The 12,336-nt window shown below is 40.2% G+C and carries 12 protein-coding genes; 2 read left to right on the forward strand and 10 right to left on the reverse strand.

Annotated elements, in window-relative coordinates:
• Positions 1-15 precede the first annotated feature (15 nt).
• The 4 genes from CRI9333_RS13235 to CRI9333_RS13250 form a co-directional block, all read right to left on the reverse strand.
• Positions 16-762 (reverse strand): DUF1995 family protein, encoded by a 747-nt coding sequence (locus CRI9333_RS13235; protein ID WP_015203674.1) that lies wholly within the window; start codon positions 760-762, stop codon positions 16-18.
• Positions 763-810: 48 nt separating this feature from the next.
• Positions 811-1,800 carry a glycosyltransferase family 2 protein gene (locus CRI9333_RS13240; RefSeq protein ID WP_015203675.1) on the reverse strand — a complete coding sequence of 330 codons (990 nt, stop codon included), beginning with the start codon at positions 1,798-1,800 and terminating at the stop codon, positions 811-813.
• 5 nt (positions 1,801-1,805) lie between these two features.
• Positions 1,806-2,966, reverse strand: coding sequence for a cysteine desulfurase family protein (locus CRI9333_RS13245; protein ID WP_015203676.1), 1,161 nt, complete (start codon positions 2,964-2,966; stop codon positions 1,806-1,808).
• A gap of 205 nt (positions 2,967-3,171) precedes the next feature.
• Positions 3,172-3,552, reverse strand: coding sequence for a DUF7682 family zinc-binding protein (locus CRI9333_RS13250; protein ID WP_015203677.1), 381 nt, complete (start codon positions 3,550-3,552; stop codon positions 3,172-3,174).
• A 305-nt stretch (positions 3,553-3,857) separates the two neighbouring features.
• On the opposite strand from CRI9333_RS13250, the gene CRI9333_RS13255 reads away from it, so the two are divergent.
• The gene (locus tag CRI9333_RS13255; protein WP_015203678.1) at positions 3,858-5,657 is read left to right on the forward strand and encodes a DUF655 domain-containing protein; all 1,800 of its coding nucleotides are present in this window, start codon (positions 3,858-3,860) and stop codon (positions 5,655-5,657) included.
• A gap of 164 nt (positions 5,658-5,821) precedes the next feature.
• On the opposite strand, the gene CRI9333_RS13260 is transcribed toward CRI9333_RS13255, so the two are convergent.
• The 4 genes from CRI9333_RS13260 to CRI9333_RS13280 all read right to left on the reverse strand — a co-directional run bounded on the left by CRI9333_RS13260 (position 5,822) and on the right by CRI9333_RS13280 (position 8,513).
• Entirely contained in the window at positions 5,822-6,016 is a 195-nt protein-coding gene (locus CRI9333_RS13260; protein ID WP_015203679.1) for a DUF2949 domain-containing protein, read from the reverse strand.
• Between the two features lie 689 nt (positions 6,017-6,705).
• The gene (locus tag CRI9333_RS13270; RefSeq protein ID WP_015203680.1) at positions 6,706-7,233 is read right to left on the reverse strand and encodes a DUF192 domain-containing protein; all 528 of its coding nucleotides are present in this window, start codon (positions 7,231-7,233) and stop codon (positions 6,706-6,708) included.
• A gap of 189 nt (positions 7,234-7,422) precedes the next feature.
• Positions 7,423-8,112 (reverse strand): response regulator transcription factor NblR, encoded by a 690-nt coding sequence (nblR, locus tag CRI9333_RS13275; protein WP_015203681.1) that lies wholly within the window; start codon positions 8,110-8,112, stop codon positions 7,423-7,425.
• A 113-nt stretch (positions 8,113-8,225) separates the two neighbouring features.
• Positions 8,226-8,513 (reverse strand): hypothetical protein, encoded by a 288-nt coding sequence (locus CRI9333_RS13280; RefSeq protein ID WP_015203682.1) that lies wholly within the window; start codon positions 8,511-8,513, stop codon positions 8,226-8,228.
• Between the two features lie 182 nt (positions 8,514-8,695).
• Here CRI9333_RS13280 and CRI9333_RS13285 point away from each other — a divergent pair, with 182 nt between their 5' ends.
• Positions 8,696-9,898, forward strand: a complete 1,203-nt coding sequence (locus tag CRI9333_RS13285) for a hypothetical protein (protein ID WP_015203683.1) — start codon at positions 8,696-8,698, stop codon at positions 9,896-9,898.
• A 256-nt stretch (positions 9,899-10,154) separates the two neighbouring features.
• Here CRI9333_RS13285 and CRI9333_RS13290 read toward each other — a convergent pair whose 3' ends face one another.
• Together CRI9333_RS13290 and CRI9333_RS13295 are read right to left on the reverse strand one after the other, a co-directional pair.
• Positions 10,155-11,072: an NAD(+) kinase gene (locus CRI9333_RS13290; RefSeq protein ID WP_015203684.1), complete on the reverse strand. Its 918-nt coding sequence runs from the start codon at positions 11,070-11,072 to the stop codon at positions 10,155-10,157.
• Between the two features lie 281 nt (positions 11,073-11,353).
• On the reverse strand, positions 11,354-12,322 hold the full coding sequence (locus CRI9333_RS13295) for an SDR family oxidoreductase (protein ID WP_015203685.1): 969 nt from the start codon (positions 12,320-12,322) through the stop codon (positions 11,354-11,356).
• Positions 12,323-12,336: the final 14 nt, after the last annotated feature.

Raw genomic sequence — 12,336 nt, forward strand, 5'->3', positions numbered from 1 at the left:
CGGTATAGCCTAAATTTATCGAGTCAAAGCTTTTAAAAATCTTTGCATATTGGTAAATATTCCTGGTTTTTTAGGTTTTAATTGCTCTGCTGTTTCTGGGTTATTGCTAGTAGTTGGGGTAGTGGCTTTGAGAATAATTTGATCGAGTGTTTCTCCGACAGGCTTTTGAGTTTCTTCGGCTATCAAATTATAGTCGTCGTTGGTTTCAAGCCAAACTTGCCAGGGGGAGGGATGAGAACGAAATAAGGCTGCGCCTTCTAGTGGTCTGATGTAATAACTGGAGTAAAGAGTCTTGATGAAGCGATCGCGCAATTGACGTGCAGCGTAACCAATACCAACAACGGCAGCATCTTCTAAGCGAGGAACAAGTAAAATTACTGGGCGATCGCCTGCGGCATTACATAATTGTTCTACTTGGGCAATTTCTACTGCCGAAGGCTCAATCAACAAGAAAATCTGATCTTCTTCCTCAATTTTATTCTGTACTGAACTTCTGCTGCTGCCTAAGTCGGATATTTTAAAAGGTACTTCTCCCCAGTCACGACGCGCTAACGCCGCCGCACCAGCATCAGTAAAGAATACTTTCAGGTGTGAACCGTATTCTTCCAATTCTGGGATAAATTGCGATGCTACAGGCATGGTTTTGAGTTCTGGGAACACCAATTCAACCATCAGACGGGTGTGACCATCTGCGATCGCGGTTTTGGTAGCTTCGCGGGCTTGTGCGATCGCTTCTTCTAGGGTTTTAGGTAGTTCTGCCATTGTTTCAATTATCAATTATCAATTATCAATTATCAGTAATAAAGGCATTCAGGAATCATTAGACGCTAACGGCGGACTGCTGATGGCTGACTGCTGACTTTTGTTGTCAAACCCTGCTACCTCTGCCAAGGTATACAATGGTCTGCCTTTTATTTCTTCATATATCCGCCCGATATACTCACCTAAGATGCCAATACTGACTAATTGCACTGCTCCAATAAAAAAGACCGCCACAATCAGTGCTGCATATCCAGTTAAAGTCGAACTACCAGCAAAAAAACGCCAATATATGACTAATAAAGCCATAATTATTGCTATAACTGCTGATAGCAAACCGATATAAGTTGAAAGCCTTAATGGTACTTTTGAGAAAGATACAATACCATTAACTGCTAAAGCTAAAGATTTATGAAAACTATATTTAACATCGCCAGCAAAACGAGGATCTCGCTCAAAACCAATGGCGGTTTGTTGAAAGCCAACCCATGCTCGTAATCCTCTAATATAGCGGTTGCGCTCTGGCATGGAATTTAACACATCAACTACTTGGCGATCCATTAAACAAAAATCCCCAGTATCGGTGGGAATTTCAACGTCTGCTAAATTCTTGAGAATGCGATAAAAAGTATAAGCAGTAAAGCGTTTAAACCAAGTTTCTTTATGGCGTTGAGTTCTTTGAGCGTAAACTACTTGATAACCTTGTCGCCATTTTTCCACCATATCTGGGATTAACTCTGGCGGATCTTGTAAATCTGCATCTAATACAATTACTGTTTGACCACGAGCAAAATTTAAGCCAGCCGTGACCGCAATTTGGTGACCAAAGTTACGAGCAAAACTTAAATAACAAACTCGCTGATCCTGTTGATGTATTTCCCGAATTAATTTTAAAGATTGGTCACGACTACCATCATTGATTAAAACTAATTCAACTGTACCATCGAGGCGATCCATCACAGCACTGACTCGACGGTACAGTTCTAAAATTGTTTCTTGCTCGTTATATATAGGAATAACTAATGAATATTGAGGAAGCATTATATTCAGCGCAAAACTAAAGCTGGTAGTAATCTTGCCAAGATTTGCTGAATAACCATTGTTACCCAATCTATATCTGCTTCAGTAGTGTCACGCCCTAGTGTAAGACGAATTGCTCCCAAAGCTTCGCGATCGCTATAGCCCATTTCTAATAAAACTTTACTAGGGCTAAGTTTACCACTGTTGCAAGCAGCGCCAGCACTAATAGCAATGCCAGCAAGGTTTAGTTGTCGCACTAAGGTTTTACCTGTCAGTTGTTCACCAGCATCAGTAATGCAGAAACTAACATGATGAGGTAATCTCTGGGTTGGGTGTCCGGTAGGCTTTAAGTTAGGGTTATTAGCTAGTTGATCAAATAAGCGATCGCGCAATTTAATTAAACGGTGCATCTCTAATTCCATTTCTTGGGCAGCTAATTGGGCAGCTACTCCAAATCCGGCGATCGCAGGGACAGCTTGAGTACCAGATCGGGTTTGCATTTCTTGTCCACCGCCAGCTAACAACGGTACTAACTCTATTCCAGGTCGCACATACAGCGCCCCAGCACCTTGAGAACCATAAAATTTGTGGCTAGAAATAGAAAGCATATCTACAGGTAACTGTTGCACATCTATCGGCATTTTTCCTGCTACCTGCACAGCATCAGTATGAAAAAGCACTCCGCGATCGCGGGCAATTTTACCTAAACTTGCAATGGGTTGTAAGGTTCCAACTTCACTTTGACCGTAAATAATTGAAACCAATGCTGTATTTGGTTGCAAAGCATTTTTTAAATCAGTTTCGCTCACCCTTCCCCAAACATCTACGGGTAAACGAGTTACTTCCCAACCCGATTCTTCCAGTAACCGCACTGATTCTGATACGGCTGAGTGTTCCACAGTAGAAATAATTAGATGTTGGGGTACGACGTACTTTCTGGCAATTCCCATAATTGCCAGGTTGTCCGCTTCTGTACCACCAGAAGTAAAAATAATTGATTCTGGATCGGGCGCGTTGAGCAATCCAGCTACCTGTAGTCTTGCCCGTTCCACTAATATTGATGCTCGTTGCCCCCACTCATGTAAACTCGAAGGGTTGCCCCACTGTTGAGTTAGAGCTTGTTGCATTGCTGCAACTACCTCTGGTCTAGGTGGAGTGGTGGCGCTATAATCTAGGTAAACTTGCATAGTTATACTATACCAATTTGCATTTATATGTAGTGGCTCTAAGTTTATTCATTGTTAATTGTTAATTGTTAAGCTAAGGCGCATTTAAATTAGACATTTTTAACTCGCAAGAAAGTTATCAAACCCTCTTGCTTCCCTCCTCTCTCCTCCCTCCTCCCTCCTCCCCCTTTAAAACATACAATTTAAATACACAACAGCTTAATTGTTAACTGCCTGGTTTACAAATGTTGTAGTCTTCATGTGACAATACTTCTTTGGGTACTAGAAAATTACCGCAGTCATGGCAGAGCATTCGATAGTTGCGTGTTACAGGAATGCTGACAACCAAGCGGTTATGGCGCAAGCGTTTCCCCCCAAATTCTCGATAGCTTTTTTGCTCTTGTAATGCACTAATAATCGAACGTGCTTTTAATACTACATGAGTGGGTAGATTAGTTAAATCAATTGGATCTTGGGCGAAAGTTTGCTCCCACTGCTTTTTTTGCTGTTGTTTTTGTTGCAATACTAAGCTTTTTTGAAGACAGCGATGGCAGGTCTGACCATATCCTCTATGACCACAGGGAAAGAGCTTTTTTCTTCTTGACATAAAACCTAAATTTATGCTCAGACCTGCACGCAGACTATACTCTTACTTCATGGGCGATCGCGCCTGACGTGAGAATATTGATTAGACGGGAACTCTATTTGCTTGCAGCTTGATCGTATTTATATTAAACCTGATTTTTGATAGTCATTATAAGTATGTGGGTGAAATTAAACGTTACCTGCGATTTTCTGGGACTGGGGATTGAGGACTGGTGATTAGAAAAATCATTAAATGACTTTGGCAAACACTGATCATTTTATTGATAAAAATTAACTTGCCTTGGTGCTGATATAGCAATTAAGCTAATGAACAGAAAAATACTTGCTTTTGCTGCAAAGTACTTAGTTTATTTACCTGCTCTCAACAAGGTGTTTCTATTTAATTCTGTCAAAATCCGTTTGTGTTGTGCTTTATTGCTGGCGTTGACTGTTAATGCTTGTAAAGCAGTGCAGTCCCAAAACTACCGCCTCAAGCCATTACCTCAAGATCCGTTAGTTCAAGTTTACTTTAACCATTCAGAAGCATCAGGCTATACAGAGGCTTACCGTCAGCAGAAACGTACAGGGGATGATTTAGAGCAAATAATTGTCGATGCGATCGCCAATGCTAAATCTACTGTAGATGTGGCAGTTCAAGAATTAAGATTACCTAAAATTGCCCAAGCACTGGTTGATAAACATCAAGCTGGAGTCAAGGTAAGGATAATTTTAGAAAATACTTATAGCCGTCCTTGGAGTTCATTTAGTACAAATGAATTAGCACAATTTCCACAGCGAGAACAACAGCGTTACCAAGAATTTAAAAAGCTTGTAGACCGTAACAATGATGGTCAGATAAGCTCAGATGAAATTAATCAAAGGGATGCCTTAGTGATGCTGCAAAATGCAGGTATCCCCATGATTGATGATACGGCTGATGGTTCTAAAGGTAGCAACTTAATGCACCATAAGTTTGTAGTTGTAGATGGGCAAACTTTGATTGTCACTTCAGCTAATTTTACAACTAGCGACATTCACGGCGACTTTACTAATCCTAATAGTCAAGGTAATGCTAACAATTTAGTTAAAATAAACAGTGAGAAATTAGCATCTCTGTTTACCCAAGAATTTAACTTAATGTGGGGTGATGGGGCAGGAGTTCAACCAGATAGTAAGTTTGGCGTTAACAAACTATTTCGCCCAGCCCAGCAGGTTAAAGTCGGAATTACTACCGTTACTGTGGGATTTTCCCCTACTGCTAAAACTATACCTTGGAACGAAACAACCAATGGTTTAATTGGTGAAACTGTGGGTCAATCTCTGCAAACAGTAGATATGGCATTGTTTGTTTTTTCAGATCAGCTTATTGCCAATATTTTAGAAATTGATCAGAAACGAGGTGTAAAAATCCGCGCATTAATTGAGCCACAATTTGCCTATCGGAGCTATAGTGAAGGGCTAGATATGATGGGTGTAGCTTTAAGTGATAAGTGCCAGTATGAAGCAAATAATTATCCTTGGCAATCTCCTATAAATACAGTGGGTATACCTCAGTTAGCACAAGGCGATTTACTGCATCATAAATTTGCAGTTGTAGACCAGCAAATTGTGATTACTGGGTCACATAATTGGTCGGAAGCTGCCAACACTGGTAATGATGAAACTTTGTTAGTAATTAATAGTGGTACTGTTGCTGCTCATTTTGAGCGTGAGTTTGAACGACTTTATAGCACTGCTGTTAAAGGCGTACCAGTGTCAGTACAGCAAAAAATTAAAGCACAGCAACAACAATGTCCCCAATTAGCGATCGCATCTAGTTTAAAATCTACAACCCAGGAGAGCGAGAAAGCAGCGCAACCATCTCCCCAACCCAAAGAAAGTATTGATAACATGGGATCTAGCACTCCTACTGCTACAACTACGCCAGCAACAAGCGTTCAAAAAATTAACTTAAATACTGCTAGTTTGGAAGAATTAGAAGCTTTGCCTGGAGTTGGAAAGAAACTGGCTGAAAGAATTATTGAGGCGCGTCAACAAAAACCTTTTACTTCTTTAGAAGATTTAGACCAAATATCAGGAGTTGGTTCAAGTTTAATGCAAAAATTGAGCGATCGCGTAACTTGGTAAGCTGTATAGCCATTAAAAAAGCGGGTTAGTAAATCACCCGCTTGCTATCCCTAAAGAAATTTTGAACCAAAACCCCTCCTTTGTCTTTACTTAGAGAGCTAGTCAATTTGATTTCGTCCAATTCCTCGGACATACAATGCTTTCCCTCGCAGATAGATTAACTATTAAGCTGTTTCCATCCAATCGTAAATTCGGTCTAATTGCTCCAGCGTGACTAAACCATACCGCCACAGAATCATCGGTAAAGGTCCAGGATCTTGTTCTATATATTTAAAGGCGATCGCCATCGAAGATGAAGATATATGTAAATCTTCCTGTAAAAATCGCACCAATTTAGAATAGCTTGCAGATTGCATCATGTTTGTCACCACCTTTAATTAACTTAATTTTGTAATGAAACCCAGGGCTAGTAAGTCCTCAGTAGCCAGTTTGTTAGTTGTCCACTGTTAAGCGAACCTTAATCTAATTTTCGCTGGCAAATCCCCCTGGCAGGTGTGTTTGAAATCACTCGCTTTAAGAGATCTTTATAACTATGCTTTTCGAGCAGTTAATGGGGCGCGATCGCTGTTTTGTGTGAAAAAATCCAGTTTGCGCTTTCTTAGATACTTATTACAGGCAATTCAGCCGTCAATCAGACCATTTACCCCCGCTTGGCTTATCTATCTTACTTAAAGTTGGGCAATTTGTATTAAGTTAAGATTTATTTGATTTTTCCACCCAGCCAATTTAAATTATTTCTCAAACTAAAAGTTAACAGTTGGCGCTCAGATCAGAGCTTAATACTCCTTAACACTAGGGAAAATTTTCCCAAAAGCGGTATTGATCAACAGTATTATTGTTTAGACCAAAATCCGATTAAAATTAACAATAAATTAACTATTTCTGTAGTAACTCTGTCTTACGAAGGACTACTGGATTTTTTGGGAAAAACTTAATAATACAACAAATGATTGCTGATCTTAATTAGATGGATCTTCCTTAGTAGATATTCCTTGAAGAGTAATGCGATCGCCTACCTTCAATCAGGAAGTATTCATCTTACAACTGATTAATTGCGTATTGCTCGAATAGTAACGCGATCGCCTGCCTTCAACCCTAATTCCGCAGCCAGTCCTCCCCGCAGTTCAATTACTTGGTCGATAGTTTTACTTGAAGGATAGTTAGGACAAGGATCGCTTTTGCAAGGAAGCGCATTAATAGCGATCGCTTGCACTACTCCATTTCGCAAAAATACCATATCTAAGGGGATCAGGGTATTCTTCATCCAAAAAGCCACAGGTTGTGGCGGATTAAAATTAAATAGCATACCTTGGTCATCTGGTAAAGATGTCCGATACATTAAACCAATTGCTTGTTGCTCTTGCGTTTGAGCAACTTCTAACTTAATTGTTTTACCTGCTATAACTGCTGTAGCTGAAAATGGTAATTTTTGACCTTGGTTTGGTGTTGATGACACAGGTGAAGGTGAGGGTAGCTGTTCAGTAGTTGTCTGATTTGGTTGAGATGAACTTGGTGCAGAACATCCCAACAGCATAATCCCCAATATTGTTACTAAGACCTTGATCGGACGATTCACTCTTGTTCCTTTATATCTAGTGGGTATTGATTCTAACCTATCATCGTCGAATCATTGACTATTCCCCTAAAAATTAGTTCCTAGTTACTAAGAGCCTATCTTTCCAAATAATTAATCCCAGAAAATATCTGCGTTTATCTGCGTTTATCTGCGGTTAAAACCTTTTAAAAGAACTATGAATCATAGACTCTAACTCTCCCGCAAAACATAGCCAACACCACGCACTGTTTGAATTAAACGCTTTTCGCCTTCCACTTCAATTTTCAGGCGCAGGTAGCGGATATATACTTCGATCACATTTGACTCGCCGATAAAGTCATATCCCCAAACATTTTCTAAGATTTGTTCGCGGGTTAAAACTTCACGAGGATGAGACATTAAGAATTTTAACAACTCATACTCTTTCATTGTCAGGTCAATCATGCGGTTATTACGCATTGCTCTACGGGTACTAAGATCTAAAATCAGTTCCCCAAAGCGTAATTGTTCAGTACTTCCTTCTTCTGGCTTGAGGTAGAGGCGGATTAGTTGTAAAAAAGCTTCTGTCCGATAAGGTTTCAGGAAATAATCATCAGCACCAGCATTTAAACAAGCTTCTCGATCTTCTACAGAATCACGAGCCATTAATAATAGCATAGGGACTCTGCTGCCTGTATTTCTGATTTGAGTACACAATTTTAAGCCAGATTCGCCTGATAATGCGCGATCGACAACTATCATTGCAGGTTGAAGTTCACTAACTTGATGAAAACCGATCACAGCATCAGACGCGATAACTGGTGTAAAACCTGCTTCTGTTAAGTCTAGACTGACTCGTTGAGCTAAAGCTTCATCATTTTCTACCAGCAATATACAGGGATTCTGGTCAAGAACAATCATAGATCTACTCCCTTATTGAGTAAGCGATCGCTTTTTGGTTGCTCAAGTACTTCCATCAGTTATAACTAATACAGCTACTCAAGCGTATACCTAAGTATTATTACTCAAAGATTTTAGGAAGGTGTGCGATCGCCAATTTGCTGCCAAATTTCCTCTTTTGGTGCTTCAGCAATTTGAGGTTTGCTACTCCACAGCTTATCTGCATAGTCTAGGTGACTTGAGCTAACTTGAATAAAAGAGTTAAGGTTATTAGCAGATTGTATTAACTCTCGAAAACATGGCTGGACAGATTCTAGTAGGTTTGTTGCAGATTTTTTAATTTCTAAGGATATATACTCATTCTCCAATAAGTTATCGGTTGCACTACTAATAGATTGGAAGGCTTTAAGATATTCGTTCATATTAGTGATTTACTACTTAGTCAATAAAGTTGATAATAGTATAAAAAATTCTGTATATTACACAATCAAGGCGTAAACTAATGTTTTTTGTTTTTCCTCCTGACATTTAGGCTGGTATTGCTTCAGGTATATATAAGCAAGTTATTTCATCTACAGGAGTACCCTTAAGCGTAGTTAGAGGTTTGGATGGTCGCTTTGTCGGTCATGCTATCGGTACTATTATCAAATATCCGCCTATATACAATATTCCAAGCAATCTTTTATCACCAGTAGTAGGTGGATTGCAAATGGTGCAAACTCACCGAGGTTTTCAAGCTACTTATAAAAGACTAGACACTATTCAAGCTGCTTTACAAGGTTTACAAAACAGTGTAGGCGTTTTACAAGCAACTACTGCCGTGATAGGAGTAGGTGTAGCGGTGGGGGTTGTATTATCAGCCGTTAATCTTTACCACACTTTAAAACTAAGAAAAGAAGTAGAGCAATTGCGTCTAGAAGTCAACCAAGGATTTATTGATCTGAAAGTAGCTTTAAAAGATCAAGGTAACGATATTATTACGCGGATTGATGAGGTTGGCAAAGATATTAAATTTGAGGCGCATAAATTAGTTCTCATCCAAGCATACGGTAAGTTTCAAGAAGCACTGAGACTGATGAAAACTGCTTTGTTAATTGAAGATATAAGTACCAGAAACATAACTTTAGGTAATGCACAGCTATTGTTAGCCAATGCTTTAGCAGACTATAATAATCCTCATTTACTAGAACAAACTTGCGCTGCTGGACACTTACGCAGGGTAGAATGCGCTTGGGCAATTGAACAAACTATGACGCTAACTTATCAATTGCAAAATCAACCTGCTGCTGTGAGCGATCGCCTTGCTCATTTACAAGATAAAATTCGTCAAGATAGCCTTACCGTCGTTGAGCGTTGTGAATCTTCAGACGAATTAGATTTTCTCTTTCCCGAAATTACCCGCATTCAAACTCATGATCTAGCTATGTTGCAAACATGGGAAAATCAAGCTGATTGGATTGGTTCACTACCACCAGATGAATTAAAACAGCTTAATAGTGCTGACTTTAGCAGTTCAGAAGTCCCTACTAACAAAAATAATACTACAGATATAAATACCTTAGAGCAACCACCAGAACAACTGATTTACGACAACTTGAAAGAAAAATCTCATTTTATATCCTTACGCGATCAACTTAAATTTTTAATCCAACCTGAATTACGCCAAAAGCATGAATCCTACATTAGTCAACAAGCTATATCTACTGGTTACAAAGCCTTAGCGCCCTCCAATTGGGAACCCATACCAGACTTAACAGTTGCTAACCTCTACTGGTATTTCAAAGCAAAAGCTGAACCAGCACAATAGACTACTTTAGGACTTACGCAAGTCCCCCTTTTTAAGGGGGATTTAGGGGAATCTGCAACGGCTGAAACGCTTATTTTAACGTTAATGGTGCGTAAGTCCTGTACTTGCAAAAATCAGTTATTTCATCTGTGTTTATCTGTGTGCATCTGTGGTTAATTATCTAAAAATTAACTTATGCAAAAAGTCTAATAAAAACCAACTGCATATCAAAAAACCCCCTCCCCTTATTAAGGGGAGGGGGCAGGGGGTGGGGTTCCTACGGCAACTCTACAGAAGTAGGCTTGGCAATATGAGGCAAACCCCAACCTAACTTTTCCCGTAAAATCTTGAAAAACTCCGGCGATTGTAACCTAATAAACCGAGCATTATAGCGCGATCGCTCTAAATGTACCTGATCTTCTGGCAACACATAACACCCTGCATTCCCATCAACCACCATCACCAAACGATTAGTAATAGCTGGATAAATAGTTACAGGTTCAGTATCCGCAAACACCAAAGCGCGAGAAGCCAAAGAATGTGGACAAATAGGAACCAACTGTAAAGCAGCTACACCAGGCGCTACAACTGGACCTCCAGCACTCAAAGAATAAGCCGTCGAACCCGTTGGCGTTGACACAATTATCCCATCTGCCGCAATATCCACCATCGCATGGCGACCCACCACCACCTCAAAATGGCACATACTCGTCAACGGTTCCCGATGAATCACCATTTCATTAAGACATAATGCTTCCCACAGCATATAATCATCACGAACTAGCTTCACCGAAAGCATTGCCCGTTCTTCTACTTCATACTCACCAGCAACAACACTTGCGATCGCTTTTGACAACTCATTGAGATAAACTTCCGTCAGAAAACCCATGTGACCAGTATTCACCGTCAACAGAGGAATTCCACAAGGCGCTACCTGACGGAAAGCCGCCAACACCGTCCCATCCCCTCCTAAAACGATCGCGAAACTCATGTCCGCATCAAAACCTGGAGGAGCCAAAGATTCAATCGCTGTATGGCAAACTGGACGATCAGGTTGAGAATAACCTAAAATCCCCCCCTCTCCCGTAGCCATACAAACATCCCAACCACAGGATTTCAGCTTGTCTCGCAACTCCGTAGCGATTCGACAAGCTATTGGTTTAACATCGTTATAGATAATGCCTGCTTTCGGCACGCTTCTAGTCCGCTTGAAGATTTAAAGGTCAAAAATGCGCTATTGGCTGTGAAGTTGATAATTTCACATTTTACCTGTGCTTGGTAGCCAAAACCTACACACCGACAAAAATTAGTCAGTGCAGCAACTTAGAGTGCTATGCAATTTTAGTGAAGCTAATAGCTACTTGATCTGCCAAACACCTGATTAAGGGAACAACAGAAGTTTGCTTTAAACTTCACCCAATTTCGCCAGAATACCACGCTTTCAGTTGCTAAATACTTATCTCTATCTGTAAAGATTTAAAAAGTCAGCTTTCTTTTTGACTTCTTCTTTTTAGCTTTTTCCGTATCCAATTCTTTCAGCTTCTTCAAAATTCTACCAAAATACTCTTGCAAGTAAGCCTCTAAAGTAGTAGTTTCTTTTGGATCTATCCCAAACACGCGATAAACATCATCCATCGGCGCATCCAACGGTTTCCCAGTAGCTATAACTTCAGCAAAAGATAACCTATCAGCAATATTCCATCCCCACTCAAAAAACCGCGTTATTCCCCGCACAGTACGCAATACACCCAAAGGTAAGCGTGTCACCTTAGCCTCTCGCCCAGACTGACGCTCACATAAGCGGATAATTTCATAAGCACCCCAAGCACGAGTACCTACAACGGGAAAAGTCTGCTTTTCCGTTTCTGGAACAGATAAAGCACGTACAGCAAATTTAGCAACATCTTGGGTATCCATATAAGCCATTGGTGAGGTATCACCAGTTACCCAAACAGCTTGATTATCTAATATAGGAATTGCATATTGACCAATTAACCCTTGCAAAAAGCCACAAGGACGTAAAATTGTGTAATTTAATCCTGATTCAGCTAAGAAAAGTTCTGTACACCGCTTGATTTCCATTAGCGGTACATGGGTATACTTCTCAGCATCCAGAATTGAGAAGAAAATATACCGTTTAACCCCTGCTGCTACAGCAGCTTGAATCAGTGCAACTTTACCGTCCCAGTCTACCTGTTTAATACTAAGTGAGTCTGTAGCTCTTGCAGTAGCAGCATCAATAATAGCTGTAACACCCTCAAGGGCTGGTGGCAAAGTTTCCGGTTTACAAATATTACCCTGTACTAACTCCGCACCCCATTCTTTTAAAAAAGCAGCCTTTCTAGGACTCCGTACTAAGCAACGGACTTGATAGCCTTCATCCAAAGCTTTACGCGCTATTTGTCTTCCTAAAGTACCAGTAGCACCAACGATTAATAAAGTCATCAATGATAAAGTAA

This window comes from Crinalium epipsammum PCC 9333 (assembly GCF_000317495.1).
Lineage (GTDB): Bacteria > Cyanobacteriota > Cyanobacteriia > Cyanobacteriales > PCC-9333 > Crinalium > Crinalium epipsammum.

Coding starts and splice junctions, on each gene's coding strand:
- nblR (WP_015203681.1), bottom strand. CDS start 8,112: ATGATTGTTCTTGACCAGAATCCCTGTATATTGCTGGTAGAAAATGAT.
- CRI9333_RS13245 (WP_015203676.1), bottom strand. CDS start 2,966: ATGCAAGTTTACCTAGATTATAGCGCCACCACTCCACCTAGACCAGAG.
- CRI9333_RS13295 (WP_015203685.1), bottom strand. CDS start 12,322: ATGACTTTATTAATCGTTGGTGCTACTGGTACTTTAGGAAGACAAATA.
- CRI9333_RS13240 (WP_015203675.1), bottom strand. CDS start 1,800: ATGCTTCCTCAATATTCATTAGTTATTCCTATATATAACGAGCAAGAA.
- CRI9333_RS13260 (WP_015203679.1), bottom strand. CDS start 6,016: ATGATGCAATCTGCAAGCTATTCTAAATTGGTGCGATTTTTACAGGAA.
- CRI9333_RS13250 (WP_015203677.1), bottom strand. CDS start 3,552: ATGTCAAGAAGAAAAAAGCTCTTTCCCTGTGGTCATAGAGGATATGGT.
- CRI9333_RS13235 (WP_015203674.1), bottom strand. CDS start 762: ATGGCAGAACTACCTAAAACCCTAGAAGAAGCGATCGCACAAGCCCGC.
- CRI9333_RS13280 (WP_015203682.1), bottom strand. CDS start 8,513: ATGAACGAATATCTTAAAGCCTTCCAATCTATTAGTAGTGCAACCGAT.
- CRI9333_RS13255 (WP_015203678.1), top strand. CDS start 3,858: ATGAACAGAAAAATACTTGCTTTTGCTGCAAAGTACTTAGTTTATTTA.